This window comes from Rhizobium tropici CIAT 899 (assembly GCF_000330885.1).
GTDB lineage: Bacteria > Pseudomonadota > Alphaproteobacteria > Rhizobiales > Rhizobiaceae > Rhizobium > Rhizobium tropici.
Genome location: NC_020059.1, coordinates 1,839,027 through 1,859,998, shown reverse-complemented (window position 1 = coordinate 1,859,998; position 20,972 = coordinate 1,839,027). Strand labels below are relative to the sequence as shown.

General features: G+C 59.1%; 19 protein-coding genes and 1 tRNA gene. 15 read left to right on the top strand and 5 right to left on the bottom strand.

All coding sequences use genetic code 11. From position 1 onward, the window contains the following. Nucleotides 1–18: 18 nt before the first annotated feature. The gene (locus tag RTCIAT899_RS09105) at nt 19–1,911 is read right to left on the bottom strand and encodes a peptidylprolyl isomerase (protein ID WP_041677438.1); all 1,893 of its coding nucleotides are present in this window, start codon (nt 1,909–1,911) and stop codon (nt 19–21) included. A 179-nt stretch (nt 1,912–2,090) separates the two neighbouring features. Here RTCIAT899_RS09105 and RTCIAT899_RS09100 point away from each other — a divergent pair, with 179 nt between their 5' ends. From RTCIAT899_RS09100 to tnpA, 5 genes are all read left to right on the top strand, one after another. Next, a complete protein-coding gene (locus RTCIAT899_RS09100; protein ID WP_041677890.1) occupies nt 2,091–2,372 on the top strand; it encodes a hypothetical protein in 282 nt (93 codons plus the stop codon). A gap of 244 nt (nt 2,373–2,616) precedes the next feature. Next, entirely contained in the window at nt 2,617–3,081 is a 465-nt protein-coding gene (locus RTCIAT899_RS09095; protein WP_015339927.1) for a MarR family winged helix-turn-helix transcriptional regulator, read from the top strand. Continuing rightward, entirely contained in the window at nt 3,074–4,297 is a 1,224-nt protein-coding gene (locus RTCIAT899_RS09090; protein WP_041677437.1) for an HlyD family secretion protein, read from the top strand. The genes RTCIAT899_RS09095 and RTCIAT899_RS09090 overlap by 8 nt, the downstream gene beginning before the upstream one ends. Further along, a complete protein-coding gene (locus RTCIAT899_RS09085) occupies nt 4,290–5,834 on the top strand; it encodes a DHA2 family efflux MFS transporter permease subunit (RefSeq protein WP_015339925.1) in 1,545 nt (514 codons plus the stop codon). Before RTCIAT899_RS09090 ends, RTCIAT899_RS09085 begins: the two co-directional genes overlap by 8 nt. 282 nt (nt 5,835–6,116) lie before the next feature. Then, nucleotides 6,117–6,551: an IS200/IS605 family transposase gene (tnpA, locus tag RTCIAT899_RS09080; RefSeq protein WP_015339464.1), complete on the top strand. Its 435-nt coding sequence runs from the start codon at nt 6,117–6,119 to the stop codon at nt 6,549–6,551. Nucleotides 6,552–6,632: 81 nt separating this feature from the next. On the opposite strand, the gene RTCIAT899_RS09075 is transcribed toward tnpA, so the two are convergent. After that, complete coding sequence (locus RTCIAT899_RS09075; protein WP_015339924.1) at nt 6,633–7,229, bottom strand: DNA-3-methyladenine glycosylase; 597 nt, start codon at nt 7,227–7,229, stop codon at nt 6,633–6,635. A 412-nt stretch (nt 7,230–7,641) separates the two neighbouring features. Here RTCIAT899_RS09075 and RTCIAT899_RS09070 point away from each other — a divergent pair. Further along, a tRNA-Ser gene (locus tag RTCIAT899_RS09070) sits at nt 7,642–7,731 on the top strand. A 43-nt stretch (nt 7,732–7,774) separates the two neighbouring features. On the opposite strand, the gene RTCIAT899_RS09065 is transcribed toward RTCIAT899_RS09070, so the two are convergent. Then, nucleotides 7,775–8,962 (bottom strand): IS481 family transposase, encoded by a 1,188-nt coding sequence (locus RTCIAT899_RS09065; protein WP_015339923.1) that lies wholly within the window; start codon nt 8,960–8,962, stop codon nt 7,775–7,777. Nucleotides 8,963–9,137: 175 nt separating this feature from the next. On the opposite strand from RTCIAT899_RS09065, the gene RTCIAT899_RS09060 reads away from it, so the two are divergent. The 7 genes from RTCIAT899_RS09060 (at nt 9,138) to RTCIAT899_RS09030 (ending at nt 16,513) form a co-directional block, all read left to right on the top strand. Next, a complete protein-coding gene (locus tag RTCIAT899_RS09060) occupies nt 9,138–9,761 on the top strand; it encodes a flavodoxin family protein (protein ID WP_015339922.1) in 624 nt (207 codons plus the stop codon). Further along, nucleotides 9,754–10,650, top strand: coding sequence for a sigma-70 family RNA polymerase sigma factor (locus RTCIAT899_RS09055; RefSeq protein WP_015339921.1), 897 nt, complete (start codon nt 9,754–9,756; stop codon nt 10,648–10,650). The genes RTCIAT899_RS09060 and RTCIAT899_RS09055 overlap by 8 nt, the downstream gene beginning before the upstream one ends. Before the next feature lie 354 nt (nt 10,651–11,004). Further along, entirely contained in the window at nt 11,005–12,177 is a 1,173-nt protein-coding gene (locus RTCIAT899_RS09050; RefSeq protein ID WP_041677436.1) for a septal ring lytic transglycosylase RlpA family protein, read from the top strand. A gap of 70 nt (nt 12,178–12,247) precedes the next feature. Beyond that, nucleotides 12,248–13,459, top strand: coding sequence for a D-alanyl-D-alanine carboxypeptidase family protein (locus RTCIAT899_RS09045; RefSeq protein WP_015339919.1), 1,212 nt, complete (start codon nt 12,248–12,250; stop codon nt 13,457–13,459). A 153-nt stretch (nt 13,460–13,612) separates the two neighbouring features. Beyond that, nucleotides 13,613–14,290, top strand: a complete 678-nt coding sequence (gene tmk / locus RTCIAT899_RS09040) for a dTMP kinase (RefSeq protein WP_015339918.1) — start codon at nt 13,613–13,615, stop codon at nt 14,288–14,290. Then, nucleotides 14,287–15,318: a DNA polymerase III subunit delta' gene (locus RTCIAT899_RS09035; RefSeq protein WP_015339917.1), complete on the top strand. Its 1,032-nt coding sequence runs from the start codon at nt 14,287–14,289 to the stop codon at nt 15,316–15,318. Before tmk ends, RTCIAT899_RS09035 begins: the two co-directional genes overlap by 4 nt. Nucleotides 15,319–15,559: 241 nt before the next feature. After that, nucleotides 15,560–16,513 (top strand): NmrA/HSCARG family protein, encoded by a 954-nt coding sequence (locus RTCIAT899_RS09030; protein ID WP_015339916.1) that lies wholly within the window; start codon nt 15,560–15,562, stop codon nt 16,511–16,513. Nucleotides 16,514–16,530: 17 nt separating this feature from the next. On the opposite strand, the gene RTCIAT899_RS09025 is transcribed toward RTCIAT899_RS09030, so the two are convergent. Next, nucleotides 16,531–17,451 carry a LysR family transcriptional regulator gene (locus tag RTCIAT899_RS09025; protein ID WP_015339915.1) on the bottom strand — a complete coding sequence of 307 codons (921 nt, stop codon included), beginning with the start codon at nt 17,449–17,451 and terminating at the stop codon, nt 16,531–16,533. A 123-nt stretch (nt 17,452–17,574) separates the two neighbouring features. Next, nucleotides 17,575–18,318: a sulfite exporter TauE/SafE family protein gene (locus tag RTCIAT899_RS09020; RefSeq protein ID WP_051043259.1), complete on the bottom strand. Its 744-nt coding sequence runs from the start codon at nt 18,316–18,318 to the stop codon at nt 17,575–17,577. Nucleotides 18,319–18,623: 305 nt separating this feature from the next. Here RTCIAT899_RS09020 and metG point away from each other — a divergent pair, with 305 nt between their 5' ends. Both metG and RTCIAT899_RS09010 read left to right on the top strand, forming a co-directional pair. Next, entirely contained in the window at nt 18,624–20,177 is a 1,554-nt protein-coding gene (gene metG, locus RTCIAT899_RS09015) for a methionine--tRNA ligase (protein ID WP_015339913.1), read from the top strand. Nucleotides 20,178–20,185: 8 nt separating this feature from the next. Next, nucleotides 20,186–20,968, top strand: coding sequence for a TatD family hydrolase (locus RTCIAT899_RS09010; protein ID WP_015339912.1), 783 nt, complete (start codon nt 20,186–20,188; stop codon nt 20,966–20,968). Nucleotides 20,969–20,972 lie beyond the last annotated feature (4 nt).

Below are 20,972 nucleotides of genomic sequence, written 5' to 3'. Positions count from 1 at the left end.
CCATCCTCCCGACCGGGTCTAGCGGGACATCGCCTGTTCGGCGAGGCTCTGGTTGACCGTGACGGTATATTTGCCCTGCAGCTGGCTGACCATCTGATCGAGAATGTCGTCGCCGGCGGCGTTGGCGATCTGGGCAACCTGCTGATCGTCGTTGCTCAGCGCATCGGTCGTCGGATTGTCGTTGACATCGGTGACCTTGAGCAGGATCTGCGTGGTGTCATCGGCGCCGGTGGCGCTTCCGGCCGTATCGACGGGACCGGAGAAAGCTGCAGCGATACCGCCGCGACCCAAAACCGGATCGTCCGTCGAGCGGGTAATGCCGCTCTTGCTTTCAACAGCGATACCAAGCGGCGCGGCGATATCGGCAAGCGACTTGCCCTTCTGCGCTTCCTGCTTCAGTTCGACCGCCTTGGCAGCGAGCGCAATCTTCTGCTGTTCGGCAGTCCAGTCGGCAACGGCTTTTTCGCGCACTTCCGCAAGCGGACGATCGTGATCGGGCATGATGTTCGTCACGTCATACCAGATATAGCCATCATTGCCGACCGTCAGAGGAGCGGGGTTGCCGCCCTGATCGGCCTTGAAGACTTCAGAAAGCAGCTGCTGGCGGGCCGGAAGGTCCTTTATCTCGTTGCCATTCTGATCAAGGCCGGTCTGATCGATCGAATCGACGGTGACGAGTTTAAGCTTGAGCTGCGATGCTGCATCCTGCAGCGATGCGCCGGAGCCGCGCAGGTCTTCGAACTTGTCGTGAACGCTGGTGATCTCGTTTGCGGCGTTGCCGAGCGCAATCTGCTTGCGAATATCTTCCTTGACCTCGTCGAAATTCTTCGCCGTTTCGTTCTTCACATTGGTCACGCGCAGGATCACCGGGCCGAACGAACCTTCGACAACGGGAGTGGTGCCGCCTTCCTTGGAAACGGCGAAGGCTGCTTCGGCAACGATCTTATCCGGAACCTGATCCTTGGTGAAGGTACCGAGCAGCACGTCGGAAGGCTTCTTGCCCTGGTCGGAGACAAGCTGATCGAAGGTGGTCCCCGTCTTCAGCGCATCGGCTGCGGCATTGGCGAGATCCTTGTTGGCGAAGGTCAGCTGCTCGATCGTGCGGGTTGCGGGCGTGGTGAAGCTGTCCTTGCGCTTATCGAACTGCGCACGCACTTCGTCATCCGTAACACTCGCGGTGTCGGCGATATCCTCGGCCTGCAACTTTACAAAGGCGAACTTGCGATATTCGGGCGCGCGGTATTTCGACTTCACGCCATCGAACCACTTCTGCAGGACATCGTCGGCCGGGGCCTTGACGGGATCGATATTGGCGTTGGTCAACAACAGGTAATCGATGCTGCGGGTCTCGTTGTGGTATTGCTTGACGGCGTCGACAAGGATTGTCGGTGCGGTAAAGCCGTTCGATACGGCCTCGACAATCTGGCCACGGATCGCGACCTTGCTGCGCTCCTTGATGTAATCATCGGGCGATATGTTGCTGTTGCGCAGAAGCGTATCGAATTTTTGACGGTCAAAGGCGCCGTTCGCAGCCTTGAAGGCCGGATCGTCGCCGATCAGCTTGGCCAGCCGATCCTGCGAAAGACCGAGCCCCATATCGGCGGCAAGTTGATCGAGGGAAGCGCCGGCGACCAACTGTGACACCGTCTGCTGCCCGATACCGAAGGCGCGCGCCTGTTCCGGCGTGATTTGCATGCGCAACTGCTGGCTGATCGCCTGCATCTGTCGACGATAGGCGAGACGGAATTCATTGGTATCGATATGCTGATCGCCAACGGTGACGACCGTATTGCTGCTGCCGCCGCTGATGAGGGACCGCTCGACGCCCCATACACCGAAAGCTGCCGCAAGAAGAAGCAACAGGCCCTTGGCAAGCCAAGTCTGGGCGATTTTTCTCAGCACGTCGAACATCGGAAAGCAAACCTCGTCATCATCAAGTCTTCGCACACGGCGAAACAATCGGAGTTCCTTAGAACAATCCGAACCGGAATTGAAGAGCCAGTGGGGAAATCGCCCGATGAGGCGCAGCTACGCCGGAACCTTTGATAGGCAGCGGCGTTTTAGCAACGAGAAAACATGAGGAGCACATGATGGCAGACACGAAATCAGCTTCTACTCCCTCATCTTCGGCGCGGGCGCAGACGGAAACGGCAATGGAAGATCTTGCCGCCCAGGTCGCAGCATTGCGGGAAGATTTGGCAAAGCTTTCGCAGAGCGTAGCAGCCATAGGGCAGGGAGCGAAGTCTGTCGTCACGGAAGAAGCCCAGGAACTTACTGAGCAATTGCGCGAGCGCGTTCGCGAGGAGCCGATTTTCATGATCGCCGCAGCAGCCGGGCTCGGCTATCTCATCGGGCTGCTGAATCGCCGCTAGTGGGGGCTGGCTCTCACAATTTGCGAATCTGTTCAAAGGCGCAGCCGAGTGAGCTGCGCTTTTTTTGATTGAACGTTAAAGGCCTTTGTAGGCGCTTCGTTCATACCTGGCCCAAAGCGCCGCCGGCGGCTGCGACATCTTGTGCCATCGCCATTTGTTGATCACATACCCCTTGTATCGCATGCGCGCTTACTATACGTAGCAATCATTATAAGGTTGCTTATGAATAGCAGGCTTCTTATAGATGAGTTCGACACCTACTCTCGGCTTTCTTCTCCATGACGTTGCCCGGCTTCTTCGGAAGCGATTCGAGCAGCGCGCAAAAGATCTGGGCCTGACGCGTTCGCAATGGCAGACGCTCGCCTACCTCGCAAACAACGAGGGCATTCACCAGGCTGGCCTGGCCGAAATGCTGGAAATCGAGCCGATCACCTTGGTTCGCATCCTCGATAAGCTCAGCGAACGCGGCCTGGTGGAGCGTCGGCAGCATCCAAACGATCGAAGAAGCTGGCTGCTCTACATGCGCGACGAAGCCCGACCATTGATGGACACGATGCGCGGTATGGGCGACCTGACACGCAGGGAAGCGCTCGAAGGAGCCTCGCAAGAGGATCAAGAGCGCCTCTACGAATTGCTTATCCTTATGAAATCGAACCTGATTAGCGCCTGCCGTTCAAAGGCAGTCGACAAAGAGTTACAACATGGCTGAAGCTTCTTCCTCAATCCGCGTACCCGCGAACGCAAATTCCGCAGAACAGACTGAGGCCCCGGTGGCCGAGGCCCCGTCCTCCAATCCCTCGCCACAGCCGGCGGCTGCAGCGGCGGCGCCGGTCTCGCCCCCGGAAATGCCTCGCAAGCGCCGCAAGCTGACGCGACCCGTGCTGTTTGCACTGCTGCCTGTCGCGCTCGTCATCGGCGGCTATTACTACGTCACCGGCGGGCAGATCATGTCCACGGACAATGCCTATATCCAGGCCGATATGGTTGGTGTTTCCACCGACGTTTCCGGCACGGTGATATCGGTCGACGTGCATGAAAACGAAACGGTGAAGAAAGGACAGGTGCTCTTCCGCCTGAAACCTGATTCATTCCGGATCGCACTGGACGGCGCGAAGGCGCAGCTCGGCAATGCCAGGAATCAGATCCTGAACCTGCAGGCGAGCTACAAGCAATCCCTGGCGGAAATCGCCCAGGCGCAGGCCGATATTCCGTATTATCAGACGGAACTCGACCGCCAGCAGAACCTGATCACCAATTCGGTCGCTTCCAAGGCAGCTCTCGACCAAGCCAGACACAATCTCGAAGCGGCACAGCAGAAGGTATTGGTCGCAAAGGCCACGGCCGCCGCGACCCTTGCACAGTTGGGCGGTGAAGGCGCTGCCGATCTGCCTGCGGAACAGAACCCGCTTTATCTGCAGGCCAAGGCCGCTGTCGACAATGCGCAGCGCGAGCTTGACGATACCGTGGTGAGGGCTCCCTTTGACGGAGTGACTGCCAACGTTCCCTCCCTGCAGGTCGGCGCTTATCTAACCGCGTCCCAGCCTGGTTTTTCGCTGGTTTCGACCACGCATATGTGGATCAATGCCAGCCCGAAGGAAACCGAGCTGACCTATGTGCGATCCGGCCAGAAGGTCGATATCTCCGTCGACGCCTATCCGGGTGTGAGCTGGAAGGGCACGGTCGCCAGCATTGCGCCGGCATCCGGCTCCAGTTTCTCGCTTCTGCCGGCGCAGAATACGACCGGTAACTGGGTCAAGGTCGTCCAGCGTATACCGATGATCATCGATATCGACGACACCGAAGGCAAGTCGCCGCTGCGCGTCGGGATGAGCGTCGTCGCCGATGTCGACACTGGCCACGCCCGCGGCCTGCCTGATTTCATTACCAATCTGTCGGGCCATTCCCGCGGTCAGGATCATGAGTAACGCCACCACCGCCTCGCCATCAGCGCCCGTCGCCAATCGCGGCGCGATCACCGCCTGTGTCATCCTGTCTGTCATCATGCAGGCGCTGGATACCACCATCGCCAACGTCGCCCTGCCGCATATCCAGGGCGACGTCTCGGCCAGCGCCGACCAGATCAACTGGGTGCTGACGTCCTATATCGTCGCGGCTGCCATCATGACTCCGCCCTCCGGCTTCCTCTCGGCGAAATTCGGCCGCAAGCGCGTCTTGCTGGTGGCGATCGCCGGCTTCGTCGTTGCCTCGGTCCTATGCGGCCTGTCGGAATCGCTGATACAGATCGTCGGATTCCGCCTGCTGCAGGGCCTGTTCGGCGCGTCGCTCGTGCCGTTGTCGCAAGGCATTCTGCTCGATATCTACAATGTCGAGGAGCGCGGTCGCGCCATGGCGCTGTTCGGCGTCTCTGTCATGGTCGGACCGGTGCTGGGCCCGGTTATCGGCGGCTGGCTGACCGACAATATCAGTTGGCGCTGGGTGTTCTACATCAACGTGCCGATCGGCGCGCTCGCCTTCTTCGGAATCGTCGTCTACGTGACGGAAACGAAGCTCGATGCACTCGCCAAGCTCGATTGGTTCGGCTTCGGCATGCTGTCGATCGGGATTGCCGGCCTGCAACTGTTTCTCGACCGCGGCGAGCAGCTCGACTGGTTCTATTCGAGCGAAATCATCATCGAGGCACTCGTCTGCGTCAGCGCCTTCTACCTCTTCCTCGTACACATGTTCACGGCCGAGCGAAGTTTCGTCAATCCACGCCTGTTCATGGACCAGAACTTTGCCGTCAGCATCCTGTTCATCTTCATCGTCGGCGTGACCTATCTGGCTTCGCTGGCTCTGATGACACCCTATCTGCAGACGCTGATGGGCTATCCGGTCGTCACAGCCGGCATCGTCATGGGGCCACGCGGCCTCGGCACGATGTTCTGCATGTTCCTTGTGGGGCGCCTGATCGGCAAGATCGATACGCGCTGGCTGCTGTTCATCGGTCTCGCACTGACCGCCTGGGCCATGTACGACATGACGGGCTGGACGCCGGATGTTTCACAATGGACGCTGATATCGGTCGGCTTCGTCCAGGGCGCCGGCCTCGGCTTCCTCTTCGTGCCCCTGACCACGATCGCATTTGCGACGCTGCCGGCGCAGATGCGCGGCGAGGGGACAGGCCTCTACAATCTCTCGCGCAACATCGGCTCCAGCGTTGGAATCTCGGTCGTCTCGATGCTGATTACCGAGAACACACAGGTCAACCATGCCAACATTGCCGCCTATGTCACGCCATTCAACCGTTATTTCGACCTCACTGCCGCGCAGGGCGTGAGCCCGTTCACAGCGGTCGGCAGGGCCTCGCTTGACGGCATGATCACGACGCAGGCGACCATCATCGCCTATATCGACGACTTCAAGCTGCTGATGCTGATGTCGATCTTCGCCATGCCGCTGCTGGTGCTCTTGCGCAAGCCGAAAGCGCCACCGGCGGTCGACCACAGTGTCGCGATGGAATAGAGCATTTCCAGGAAAAGTGCGAAGCGGTTTTCCGTCCGGAATGCGTTGAGAAATCATAGGACAAGCGTTTCGCGATTCGATGGAGAGCGGAAAAGCTTGCCACGCAGTCTTTCCAGTTTCACTGCGTGGCCAGACGACCGCCGGGCACCACCCCGGCGGTCTTTTTTATATCCATAAATAAACCTCCACCTACGGTGGAGGACTGGACGAGTTCTACACGGTAGTTAAGAGACCTCCTGCTTGAACCGCTGGCGTGGCCCAGACTTCGAACAAGGAGGTTATATGGATGAGCAAACGCTCTCGCATGCGACGTGGGACTGCAAGTATCACGTTGTTTTTGGCAGCAAATACCGCACGAAGAGACTCTACGGGGACGTGCGGCGTGAGTTGGGAGAACTCTTACGTCGGCTGGCACAGCAGAAAGGCTGCCAGATCGAGGAGGGTCATCTGATGCCCGACCATGTGCATATGTTGATATCGATCCCGCCGAAATACTCGGTTTCGCATATTGTCGGCTTCTTGAAGGGTAAGACGGCCCTTTACGTAGCGAACAAATATGCGCGCAAGCGCCGCTACAAAGGTTATCACTTTTGGGCGCGCGGGTATTTCGTATCGACGACGGGCTACAATGAGCAGGTCGTCAGACAATATATCCGTCATCAGGAAAAGGCCGACAAAGCTTCCGACTTTGCCGACCTCTTCAATCGTAGCTACTAAGCGCTAACAATACCGCTTCTAGCGGTTCAAGCGCAGCGTTTCAAACCTCCACCTCTGGTGGAGGTCATGACTTGACCAGGATTACGGGAAACGGCGGCTGACGAAGCGCGAGCCAGCAGCACCGAAGCGCCAGAGCGGATCGATATTCTTCGTGATGCCGATGCGCTTGCCCGAGACGATCGGCACCGGTTCCGCCCGAGACAACGAAAATGGTGCCGCATCCAGCGAGCGCCCGTCGAGGCTTATATCGATAGCAAGCGCCTGCGAAAGCTTTCCCGGCCCGTTGCAAAGCGAGACGATGTCAGCCAATCCCCGCCGCCGGATCATGTCCTCGATCCCGTTCTCCGGCTCGATCGCCCGGATGAGCACGGCGCTCCCCTTGGTGCAAACGAAATTCAGACACCAGTGAATGCCGTAGGAGCGGTAGACATAGACATGGCCGGCCGGTCCGAACATGGCCGCATTGCGCGGCGTCGGCCCGCGATATGCATGGGACGCCTCGTCATCGGGCCTATAGGCTTCCGTCTCGACGATATGACCGCCTATCTCCGCAACCGTGAAACGCATTCCGATTAACTCCGACGCGACCACGACGGCATCTCGACTAAAAAAAGCGGTGAGGGCAGGGCCAGCGAGTGGCTTGGTGCCGAGCGAGAGGGAATGATCGTCCGAAGTCATGGGAGGAAACTATCCCGGACAGCCGAAGCCATCAACAGGACGACGAACATCAATTGCTTGGTGCGGCGCGCTGACAATTGACAAAAACTAAGCTTGACTTATTAATTGCTTGCTTCAGTCAGATTTGACCCCTGACCTGGCGAAGGTGGCCGGCCCTTTCCAGCGGCCGGGCCACCTTATTTTTAGCGCGCTGACACATGAATTCACCACAGCGCCACCTGAACCGACCGATATTCCTCAATCGCCATTCCAGCCGACCTCTCGAATGCGAGGGAGCTAGGCGGAACAAGTTGACGCGGCGACCAAAGCTGCTAAAAAGCCAGCCGTCGAGTGATTGGGCAAAAAACCGGTAGCCACACCCGGTTTCGAAAAATCGGCACTGCTTAGATTTTTCAGGCCTTTTCAGTTGCTTGGAAGAGTGTCCGAGTGGTTTAAGGAACCGGTCTTGAAAACCGGCGTGCGGGAAACCGTACCGTGGGTTCGAATCCCACCTCTTCCGCCAAAGGGCTTTTGTCCAGCCCGGATAGATAGGTAACGGATCGTCCCTAAGACATGGGTGACAACCTCGTGCCGAACGGTTTGTCGATGGTTTGCAAAGTTCTCTGCTCCAGATCGATATATCCCAGATCATAATGCATGAAGCTGAGGAGCCAAATACCGTCGTCGACTTCCTTGATTCCAAGCTTCTGGCCGGCCATGACGGTCGAGATGTTGATCTTCTTGCGATAGATGCAGATGCGGCCGCAATTGGTGACCAGCGCCTTCCTGTCATGGAAGGGGTAGTTGATCTGCGGCAGGCCTTGATAGGGGCGCGACGAGGCGGTGTAGAGATCTGCCGGCACCTTCATGTCCAGCGCCTCGTGTGGCCGCTCCTCATTGAATTCGCTGACGAATGCATCGAAGCGGGCCTGCTGCTGGAGGATATTTCTGCCAGCTGGTCGGGTGGCCTCCTGCTTCAGCGTCAGGTGCATGCGCTCATGCCGGCCGTTTTGTTGAGGACGGCCCGGCCTGATGCGCTCGAGGGCAATGCCAAGCCTCAGCCACCAGACCGACAGCTTCGAGAGATTGTAGAGCCCGTTGGGGCTGGCGAAGGGTAGTCCATTGTCGCTGCGGATCGCCGCCGGCAGGCCACGCTCGGCAAACAACCGCCGAAAGGCGTCGAAAACACCTCGCTCGCGCGTCGACTCGAAGGCTTCACAGCAAAGAAGATAACGTGACGTCTGGTCGGTGACCGTCAGCGGGTAACAGTATTGACCATTGCCAAGCTTGAACTCGCCCTTGAAGTCGGCACACCACAGATCGTTGGGCAGCAAGGCCTGAGATAAGACGGTTCCTTCGGCTCGGTGTCGTTGCCGCTTGCGGGCATGAGCGACTAACCCGTGCCGGTCAAGAACGGCATGCACCGTGCTCTTGGCGGGTACGCGCACGTCGCCGGCCAGGCGCTTCACCAAAAGCTCCCTGATCTTCCTGGCACCCCAGTGGGGTTTGTTCTTCTTGCACGAGACGATCATCGCCTCGACCGGCTCAGGCAACTGATTGGCATAACGCACGGGCCTTCGAGACCGGTCCGTCAGCGCCTCCAGTCCGTCATCCTTATAGCGATTGAAGATCTTGTAACCGGTCTTGCGCGAGATGCCGAACTCCCGACACACATCGCTCATGCCTTCGCCCTCCAGCAGCCGGGCGACAAAACGTAGACGTTCCTCCATCACCGAAGTCTCTTTCCAAGGCATCAACACCTCCCGCCAAAAAGCGAAAAGTGTTACCCATGTCTCCGGTACGAAACGTCACCTACCTCTCAGGCCGGGCAGTTCCCAATTTTTACGTTCTCGTGAAATCCAGGCACGTCACAATCCGCACTCATGCCTTGTCATGTCCTTCGCAAGACTAAATTCGAAGGAGATGACAATGATCCGCCAGGGCATCGCAATCGTGTATCATAGCGGCTACGGACATACCGGCCGGCAGGCCGAGGCCGTCAGGGCAGGGGTCGAAGAGGTTGACGGCGCGGAGGCGATAGTCGTGACCGTGGACAGGGTGGAGCACCATTGGGGTGATCTCAATGCGGCGCAGGCGATCATCTTTGGCTCGCCGACCTACATGGGCGCAGTTTCTGCATCATTCAAAGCATTCCAGGAGGCGACGTCGCAGACCGTTCTTGCGAGGGGTTATTTGTGGAGGGACAAGATCGCGGCCGGTTTCACCACCTCTGGGTCACGATCCGGTGACAAGCTTTCGACGCTGATGCAGATGGTAATCTTCGCAGCTCAGCATGGAATGCATTGGGTCGGTCTCGATCTGCCGCCGGCCAATTGCTCTTCGACAGGCTCGGAAGAAGACATGAACCGCCTCGGCTTCTGGCTTGGCGCGGCAGCGCAGGCGAATACGGACGAAGGTCCGGAGACCGCGCCGCCCGCATCCGATCTCGCCACGGCCCGCCATCTTGGCCGCCGGGTGGCGCTGACGGCGTTGCAGTACGCCCGTGGCCGCGAGGCCAATCCATTCGCACGCGAGTTTGCGGCCAATGAATGAGGTGACGTCCGACCCGATCTTCTCCGAACTGCGTCCGCGCCTTGTCAGGCTTGCCTATAGAATGCTCGGATCGGTCGCGGATGCCGAGGATATCGTGCAGGATAGCTGGCTGCGCTGGCTGGCAACCGATCGCGCCTCGGTCCGCGAACCGGCGGCGTTCCTGCGGACTATCGTCACCCGGCTTTGCCTGAACGAGCTGAAATCGGCACGCCGCCGCCGGGAATCCTATGTGGGTTCCTGGCTGCCCGAGCCGATTTTCGATCCGCAGGACGGCGATGCCGCTGACGATATAACCATGCCGCTGATGCTGGCGCTGGAGCGTCTTTCACCGCTAGAGCGGGCCGCCTTTCTCCTGCATGACGTGTTCGGCATGGATTTCGACGACGTCTCCTTGGCGATCGGTCGCGAAGCGGCCGCTTGCCGCAAGCTTGCAAGTCGGGCGAGGGCGCATGTCACCGAGGCCCGGCCGCGTTTCGCCATCGGCAAGGAAGAGGGGCTCAAGTTTGCCACTGCCTTCTTCACTGCGTCGAGAACGGGTGACATGGCCTCTCTTCAGGCCCTGCTTTCGGAGGATGTCGTTGTCTATGCCGACGGCGGCGGCAAGGTGCCGACATCGCTGCGACCACATATCGGGCTTCCTGCCACCCTACGGCTTCATGAGCAGCTGGCACAAATCTTCCGGGCACAGCCCTCGCAACTGATCCATTATGCGATCATTGATGGCTTACCCGGCTTCGTGACGATAGAAGGCGGCAACATCATGCAGACCACCGCGCTGCAGATCGAGCGGGAAAAAGTCGTCGCCATTTATTGTACCCGCAACCCGGACAAGCTGAAGCACGTTATCGGGGCGGTAGAGTCGGCGATATCTATCGCGACGAACTACTGATGCGACTTGATACAAGCACTTGAAAGAACCGCTCCAAATCTGTCCATCAAAATCCCAGCGCAATCACAAACCGAAAGCAACTGTTGCAATCCGGACAGACGGGTGGCGATCAGAAAGCAGTCCATTACCGGAGCGAAACGATTTTGATCGAGACTACTTGAAGCCGGCATTGCTTTACTGAGTATTAACCATGATCTTCGGAATTTCTTCGGTGCGCTCAATTTGCATCGCAAAATGGACAAACTGCAATCATGATTAAAGCACCGTTAGGTGGTTGGAGCGTAGCAGGATACCGGAACGAGGGACTACCGGTAGTGGACCTCCGTCAAAGTAATGAGTAGCGGCTTGGGACAGATGACATTCGAAAATCGGGCGGTGACATACACAACGGCCATGCGTTGGTTTGCTCTCTCACTGATGTGCGCAACCATCACGGCCTGCGGAACGACGCAGAAAGTGCCCAGCAAGCGCCAGCACGGCAAGGAATATTTCTCCGAGAAGGAATATGGCGTGAAGGCGAGCCCTCGCGTCGTCAATAATGGCCCGGTGCCGAAGGGCGGCGGCCGCTTCATGGTCGGCAATCCCTATCAGGTGAAGGGCAAGTGGTATTACCCCAAGGAAGATTTCGGCTATAACAAGGTCGGCCTCGCTTCCTGGTACGGTTCGGCCTTTCACGGCCGCCTGACCGCCAACGGCGAAGTCTACGACCAGCAGTCGCTGACCGCCGCCCATCCGACCTTCCCGCTGCCGAGCTATGCGCGCGTCACCAACGTCGAGACCGGCTCCTCCATCATCGTTCGCGTCAACGATCGCGGCCCATACCATCCCGGCCGCATCATCGACCTTTCGAACAAGACGGCACAGCTGCTTGACCTTCAGCACAGCGGCACCGGCGACGTACGCGTGCAATATGTCGGCCGCGCCCGCATGGACGGTCATGACGAGCCTTATCTGATGGCCTCCTACATCCCGAAGGGGTCGCGTCTACCCGGCATCAACCCGGGTGGCCAGATCGCAACAGGCGTGATGGTGGCTTCTGCCGGCCGCATGACTGCGGATCAGCTGCCGGATTCGTATACCCCTACACCGACGCGCCCCAGCCGTCAGGTGCGCAGCTTTGAAGCCGCACCGGCGATCGCACCCGTCCCACGCCAGTCGCCCTATTCGGCAACAGCCTTCGCCGATGCACCGAAGCCTGCGTACAATGGCGACAAGCGCAACAATCCGCCGCCGATGACCTGGAACGGCGGCGCCATGCCTGCCGCCGAGAGCGCCGAACCGGTCATGATCGTTCTGCCGCAAATCGGGCCGATTCCTCGTGAGCGACCGGATTTCACGCCCCGACTGGCAAGCCTTGACGATCAATCGATGGGTTCGGCTGTCGCCGCCTATCAGAATGCGCCGGTCAAAACAGTTTATGTCGATCTCGCTTTCGATGCCGTCATGGTTCGCAATGACGGGCTCACGCAGGAATCGATCCTGTCGTCCTATCGCCGCCAGCATCAGGGTACGACGCAGGTCGATTGATCGGCGTCATTGCCTGAATCTTAACCGGTCACTAAAATAATCGAGCCGGTGGTCGGATGAAGGGGACGATATGCCAAAGCGCTTGATTCTTTTGTTCCTTTTTCTCCTCGGGTTTGCGAATGTCACGGCCTTCGCGCAGCCGGCCGCACCAGGCGCTTTCGACACGAAAGCCGCGCAGGCATTCATGATCGAGGCGTCGACTGGCACTATCCTGCTTGCCAAAAACGAGGATCAGCTGATTTCGCCTGCGTCGCTTGCGAAGTTGATGACGCTGGATGTCGTTTTCGATGCGATCGGGCGAGGTGAGATCAATCTGGATACCGAATATCCCGTCTCGGAAAATGCCTGGCGAACGGGTGGCGCTCCTTCGCGTGCGTCAACGATGTTCGCGGCTCTGAAATCGCGCATCCGCGTCGGTGATCTGATCCAGGGTATTGCCGTGCAGCAGGCGAACGACGCTTGTATCGTTCTGGCGGAAGGCATGTCCATCAGCGAACGCGAATTCGCGCGGCGCATGACGGCGCGCGCCCGCGAGATCGGCATGTCCCGGTCCACCTTCACCAATTCCACCGGCCTGCCGGATGCCAACGATCCCAATGCCGGCGGCAAGGTTTCCGCGCGAGAGATGGTCATGCTGGCTCAGGACCTGCAGGTAAAGCACCCGGATCTCTACAAGTATTTCGGGCAGGCCGACTTTACCTGGAACAAGATCTATCAGCGCAACAAGAACCCGATGCTTCTGCTCAATATCGGCGTGGATGGTCTGGGGCTTGGCTTTGCCGAAGGCGAGGGCTTTTCGATCGTAGCGTCCATTCAGCGCGATGGACGCCGGCTGTTCCTGGCACTGGGAGGCCTAAAGAGCGACAAGGAACGCATCGAGGAGACGCGCCGCGTCCTCGAATGGGGGCTCAGCAATTTCAAGAGCCAGCGTATCTTCGCCGATGGCGAAGTGATCGGCCACGCCAGCGTCTATGGCGGCGCTGCTTCTACCGTCGGCCTGCAGGCGAAAATACCCGTCGACGTCTATGTTCCGATCGAGACGCCGGATCGGCTCTCGGCGCGCATCGTCTATCGCTGGCCGCTGACGGCACCGGTGGCTGCGGGTTACGAAGCCGGCACCCTTCGCGTGTTCCTGGGCGCGCGTTTGGTACGGGAGCTGCCACTCTACACGAAAGAATCGGTCGGGCAGGGCACATTGGGTCGCCGTGCCTTCGACGCCCTCATGGAACTGACCGAATCACTGCTGTTCTCCTGGCTGTGGGACAAGCCTTGGCCGGCCTGAGTGGGCCGCGAGGCTCGCGAAATCTCTGTTCACACCCCATATAGAGTGGCGGAGACCGGGACATGCACGGTTCCACCTGGGCATGTCTTGGGTTAAACAGGATGCGTATCGCACGCCGCACGAATGGCACGCGAAAAGTGCAGGACATGATCATTGGCTGATGCAAACGGATTATTCGTAAGCTTCGAAGGCGGCGAGGGGGCCGGCAAGTCCACTCAGATTCGCCGCCTGGCTGAACTGTTGCGCGAGCGTGGCCATGAGGTTCTGGTAACGCGCGAACCCGGAGGCTCGCCGGGAGCGGAAGCGGTACGGCACGTCCTGCTTTCAGGTGCTGCGGAAATGTTCGGCACGCGCATGGAGGCGATTCTCTTCGCTGCTGCCCGCAACGATCATGTCGAGGACGTCATTCGTCCGGCACTTTCGCGCGGCACCATCGTCCTTTGCGATCGGTTCATGGATTCCTCGCGCGTCTATCAGGGTGTGACGGGCAATCTCGAGCCTGACTATATCGAGGCTCTGCAGAGGGTTGCCGTCAACGGCGTCATTCCGCATTGCACGCTGATTCTCGACATTCCCGCCGAAGTCGGTCTGGAGCGCGCACGCAAGCGCGCCTCCGCAGTAACCGCACCCGATCGCTTCGAGAAGGAAGAGATGCAGACCCACGAGAAGCGCCGCGAGGCGTTCCTCGATATCGCCGCCCGCGAGCCCGAGCGTTGCCACGTCATCGACGCCCTGAAGCCGGAAGATGAGATCGCCGCTGAAATCGCCGGGATCGTCGATAAGCGGCTCGGCGCTGCCAATATCGTCGCCAGATCGGAAGCCGCGCAATGAGCGACGAGCGACCGGGTGTCCTCGACGGCGCCATTCCTCCGCAGGACAATACGAAGCTGTTCGGCCATCAAGAAGCCGAAGCTTTCCTCGCTCAATCCTATCGCTCCGGCAAGGGCCATCATGCCATGCTGATCGAAGGCCCTGAGGGTATCGGCAAGGCGACGCTCGCCTTCCGTTTCGCCAATCACGTCCTCTCTCATCCCGATCCGGCATCTGCGCCGGAGACGATCGGCGATCCCGACCCGGTATCCGTCGTCAGCCGGCAGATTTCCGGCGGAGCATCGCATAATCTGCTGCATTTGAGCCGGCCGGTCGACGACAAGACCGGCAAGATGAAATCCGCGATCACCGTCGACGAAGTGCGCCGTGCCGGAAAATTCTTCTCGCAGACATCGGGCACCGGCAACTGGCGCATCGTCATCATCGATCCCGCCGACGATCTCAACCGAAGCGCGGCCAACGCCATCCTGAAAATCCTAGAGGAGCCACCGAAGCGCGCTTTGTTCCTCGTGCTGTCGCATGCGCCAGGCCGGCTTTTGCCGACGATACGCTCGCGCTGTCTGCCTCTGAAGCTCGCGCCGCTCGAAAACGAGCCTTTGCGCCGGGCGCTCGAAAATCTTGGCGTGCCGGCGGGGCAGGGGAACGACGTGCTTTCAGCAGCCAAAGGCAGCGTCAGCGAGGCGCTCAAGCTCCTGAACTATGGCGGCGGCGAGATCATCGAAGCTTACCGCCAGGTGCTTTCGGCAGACGGACCTGCTGCACGCAAGGCAATGCATCGGCTCGCTGACGCGCTTTCCGGCAAGGACAGCGACACGATCTTCGGCTTCTTTCTGTCGCATATCGGCGACGACATCATCGAGCGCGCTCGCGCTGCAGCGCTTGACGGCTCGATTTCGACGGCCGAAAGGCTGGCACGCTTGCATTCCGAGACGACAGAGCGGCTGAACGTGTCGCAAGCCTATAATCTCGATCGTAAGCAGACGCTGATTACCATCCTCGGCGAGCTCAAACAGCAGCTTTCGGCCTAGCTTCCCATGCAATTTCCGGGAATGAAAACTCGCTGCATTCCTCAGTTTTGCGGCAAGAGATGCATGCGGATCATCACAGCGATATATCCAAAAAATGGCATGATGTAATTCATTACCAGCGTGTAGTGCAGCGCGATGCGGTCTCCTACTTTCATGGTCAGACCGCATCCCAGCTGAAGTGATCGGTCTCATTCGAAGCTGCCGCAGCTCTTAGGCTGTGGAATTGGATTGGAGATTAACCGTGACAATACATGACAAACCGTTGATCGCGATTGTCGGTGCGACGAGCAAGCAAGGGCGAAGCGTGACGGCGACGCTGCTTCAAAGTCAACGCTTCCGCGTCCGTGCGCTTACTCGGAGCAAGGATTCTCCCTCAGCGCGCGCGCTGCGGGCGTTAGGGGCGGAAATCGTGACGGTGCCGCTCGAACTCGGCCGGACAAAGGAACTCGTGGGTGCTTTCGAGGGCGCTGCCGGCGCCTTCCTGATGACGCCTCCCATCGCGCCGCCAGACACGAGTGAGGCGCCGCTCGGCCGGCAATTGGCCGACGCAGCCGTGGAGGCCGGGGTCGGCCATGTGGTCTTCAGCACGTTGGAGAATGTCGAAAAGATCACAGGCGGAACGAAGTATGCGCCACATTTCACCGACAAGGCAGAGGTTGCCGATTATATACGCGGACTTCCGGTCTCGCACTCCTTCGTCATGCTCGCGTTCTTCTACACCAATCTGATGGAATATTATGTTCCTCGTTATGACGGCGACACGCTTCTGCTGCCGATCTATCTGCCGGAAGACTTCGCCGCGCCTTTCGTCGATCCCTTGACGGCTACCGGTCCTGTCGTGCTGGAGATATTCTCCCACCCCGAACGCTACAATGGAAAGACACTTCCGATCGTCGGCGATATCATTTCACCGCGTGAGATAGTCGATACCTTCCGGCGCGTAACGGGTCTGAAAGCCGAATATCGGAACGCCTTTTCCAGGGACGGCCTCCTGCGGTATTTTCCGGAATTCGCCCCCAACGAGCTGCTCGTCCGCGAGACTTTGGGGATGGTCGAATATGCCGTCGAATATGGCTATTTCAGTGGAGAACATGATCTCGGCTGGAGTCGCCGCTTGGATCCAGACACATTGAACTGGGAGCAATTTTTGCGAACCACCGGCTGGCGCGGCGAAAAGCGAGCGTTCGGGCTTTAAGGCCGATTGCTTATCCCTCAGTCAGCAGCGATGCCCGGCAGCTTCTTTAACTCGGTGACGAGAAAATCGACCAATAACCGCACGCGAGCGACGCCTGCTCGTTCGGGTACGACGAGCAGGCTGACGGGAACCGCCTCAAGGTCGTACTCGTCAAACAGGACTTCGAGCGTACCGGCATCGAGCAGATCCTGAACCAACCAGAGGTGAGCGGGACCGATGCCGCGGCCGGCCGCCAAAGCAGCTCGAGCAGCGAGGCCGTGATCGACCCGCAGCATTCCGCTCACCGGAACCACCAGACGCATCCCATCCGGAGCAAACAGAATAAGCTGATCGCTTCCGGAAATGTTGGACATTACCACGCTATCGTGCTGCGCGAGGTCGGCGGGACTTGTGGGCCGCCCCTTGCGGCGAAAATAATCGGGAGAACCCACGAGCCTTCGATGGCTTTTTCCGATGGAAACGAGCTTCATGGCGTCATCGGCGATCGGCCCCAGACGCAAAGCGATATCAATCCCCTCCCGGGCAAGATCGATGCGCTCATCTGTAAGATTAAGATCTATCCTGATGTCCGGATATCGGTCTTGAAAATCGAAAATCATCCGCGTGACGTGCATGACGCCGAGAGCGGCAGTGCAGGACAGGCGAACGGCACCTGCCGGCGACCGCCGCGCATTTCTTGCTTCTTCGGTAGCCTGCTCGACAAGCCGCAGAATCTGCAGGCAGTTTGCATAGTAGCGGCTTCCTTCCTCGGTGAGGGTGACGCGGCGTGTGGTCCTTCCGAGAAGAGGGACCCCGACGGCCGCCTCCAACTCATTGATATGGCGGGTTACCGTCGATTGACCAAGGCCAAGCTCGCGCGCGGCAGCCGACAAACTACCACGTTCTACGACCCGGACGAAGGTCCGCATCCGATCCAGGGAAAGGCCTTGATCATCCATTTTTTGGCGAAATCAGGTTCATTACCTCTTATAAGCTGATCAATCGCCTTTGGCTACGGCAACCCTTCCAAGGCGGCTGCATGATCGTACCGGCTGTCGATCCGGCATTGTGTTCAGGGCGACCTAGGGTAAGATCAGCTTCCAGGCAACGATCGCGAGCGTCACGGCAAGAATGATGCGTACGGACCGCTCATGCAGGCGAGGCGCGAGCAGGCTGCCGGCGACGATACCTGGAATTGACCCCACCAACAGGGCGAACAGCATCGTCCAGTTGATCTCGCCGATGAACCAATAGCCCATGCCGCCGATCAAAGTCAGCGGCACGGCATGGACGATATCGGAGCCGACGATTTCGCGGACATCCGTCTGCGGATAGAGCACCAGGAGGACGGTGACACCGAGCGCGCCGGCGCCGACCGAGGTCATCGTAACGAGAATCCCAAGCAGCAGGCCGAGGATGACTGTGAGCAGAGCAATGTTGCGCGGCGATATCGTTCCGCGCTCGCCGCGCCATTTGCGGATGGCCTCGAGGATCTGGCCACGGAAAATCAGCATCAGCGCCGTCAAAAGCAAAAGACAGCCCAATGACAGGGTAATGGAATGAGCAACGGCTGGGCTCTCGCGATTGACGCCGGCCATGATCCAGAGCATGGCGAGCGCCGCCGGAACGCTGCCTGACGCCAAAAGGCTCACAACCTTCCAATTGACGCGTCCGTGCATGCCGTGCACGGCCGTTCCCGCGGTCTTGGTGATTGCGGCATAGAGCAGATCCGTGCCGACGGCCGTTGCCGGATGGACACCGAAGAGAAGCACGAGGAGAGGGGTCATCAGCGAACCGCCGCCAACCCCTGTAATGCCCACGAGCATGCCGACGAAAAAGCCGGAAAAGGAATAAAGCGGCTGAAAGGATTCAATCAAACTCAAATTCACGGCCTCTTGAAGCCGCTAGGCAGACCAATACATAAAACGATGAAATCCACGGCCACGTCTGTCCTGCGTTCTACTTGTCCGAAGGGGTAAAGGCGAGGCGGAGTCGAGTCAAGCAAAGCGCCATCCTGAAGTCCGAATGCCGCGCGCGCGAAACTTGGTGTTTCGCTCATGGCAAACATGCGCTAAAGCGAGCGGAGCAAGAATAACAGCGACGTAACAGTAAAAGCGGGCCACTGCCTCACATGACCGAAAAAACTCCGTTCTACATCACCACCGCGATCGCCTATCCCAACGGCAAGCCGCATATCGGCCATGCCTATGAGCTGATCGCCACCGATGCGCTGGCACGTTTCCAGCGCCTCGATGGCCGCGATGTCTTCTTTCTGACGGGTACGGACGAGCATGGCCAGAAGATGCAGCAGACGGCGCGGGCCGAAGGCATGGAACCGCAGCAGCTCGCCAATCGCAATTCCGATGAATTCCAGGCGATGGGCAAGTTGCTGAATGCGTCGAATGACGATTTCATCCGCACGACGCAGGCGCGCCATCACGAGACCTCGCAGAACATCTGGAACCTGATGGCCGATGCCGGCGACATCTACAAGGATTCCTATGCCGGCTGGTATTCGGTGCGCGACGAAGCCTATTACCAGGAAAACGAAACAGAGCTGCGCGCCGATGGCGTGCGCTACGGCCCACAGGGCACGCCGGTCGAGTGGGTGGAGGAGGCAAGCTACTTCTTCAAGCTCTCCGAATACCAGGACCGGCTGCTGAAGCTTTACGAAGAGAACCCGGATTTCATTGGCCCGGCCGAACGCCGCAACGAAGTCATTTCCTTCGTCAAGTCCGGCCTGAAGGATCTGTCGATTTCCCGCACGACTTTCGACTGGGGTATCAAGGTGCCCAACGATCCGTCGCACGTCATGTATGTCTGGGTCGACGCTCTGACGAACTACATCACGGCGACCGGCTACATCGAGGATAGGAACAATCCGAGGGCGAAATACTGGCCTGCCGATCTTCATATCATCGGCAAGGATATCATTCGCTTCCACGCCGTCTACTGGCCGGCCTTCCTGATGTCAGCGAAGCTGCCGCTGCCGAAACGGGTCTATGCCCACGGCTTCCTGCTCAACAAGGGCGAGAAGATGTCGAAGTCGCTCGGCAATGTCGTCGATCCGGTCAACCTCGTGAACCATTTCGGCCTGGACCAGGTGCGCTATTTCTTCCTGCGCGAAGTCTCTTTCGGCCAGGACGGCAGCTACAGCGAAGAAGCGATCGGCACGCGCATCAACTCCGACCTCGCCAATGGCATTGGCAATCTCGCCAGCCGCTCGCTGTCGATGATCGTCAAGAATTGCGACGGCCAGATTCCGGAATGCGGTCCGCTGACCGACGAAGACCAGGCGCTTTTGGCTCAGGCCGACGCGTTGCTTGCCTCGACCCGCGAAGACATGGGCAAGCAGCTGATCCATCGCGCTCTCGCTTCCATCATCGCGGTTGTTTCCGAAACCGACCGCTATTTCGCGAGCCAGGAGCCCTGGGCGCTGAAGAAGACCGATCCGGCGCGCATGGCAACCGTGCTCTATGTCACGGCCGATGTCGTGCGTCAGATCGGCATTCTCCTGCAGCCCTTCATGCCGGAATCCTCGGGCAAACTCTTGGATCTCATCGCCATCCCAGCCGACAAGCGCGATTTCGCAGCCCTCGGCGAGGCCGGTCGCCTCGTTGCCGGAACGCCGCTGGAGGCCCCAAAGCCGGTCTTCCCGCGCTATGTCGCGCCGACTGCCGAATAAGGTTTTCCATGCTGATCGACACGCATTGCCATCTGGATTTTGCCGACTTCGAAGAGGAGCGCGACGCGATCGTCGCTCGCGCCCACGAGATGGGCGTCAAGCAGATGGTCACCATTTCGACAAAGGTCAGGAAGCTCGACGGATTGCTTGCTCTTACCGAGCGTTATCCGTCGGTTTTCTGCTCGGTCGGCACCCATCCGAACAGCGCCGACCAGGAGCTGGATATCCAGACGGAAGATCTTGTGCGGCTGGCAAACCAGCATGAGAAGATCGTCGCGATCGGCGAGGCGGGTCTCGATTACTTCTACGACACCGTCAAGCCGGAAGATCAGAAGACCGGTTTCCTGCGCCATATAGCGGCCGCACGCGAAACGCAGCTGCCGCTCGTCATACACAGCCGCAGCGCCGACGAGGACATGGCCGCGATCCTGACAGAGGAAACAGGGAAGGGGGCTTTCCCCTTCATCCTGCATTGCTTTTCTGCCGGCCCTGCCCTTGCCCGAACGGGCGTCGAACTGGGCGGCTATATTTCCTTTTCCGGCATTCTGACCTTCCCGAAGTCGGAGGAGCTGCGTGACATCGCCAAGACAATCCCGCATGACCGGCTGCTGGTCGAGACCGACGCGCCGTATCTGGCGCCGAAACGCTGGAGGGGAAAACGCAACGAGCCGTCCTATGTCGTTAATACGGCCGAAGTGCTGGCCGATACGATCGGTGTCAGCATGGACGAGATCGCCGACATCACGACCGAAAACGCCTTCCGCTGCTTCTCCAAGATGACGAGGGTCTGACGTC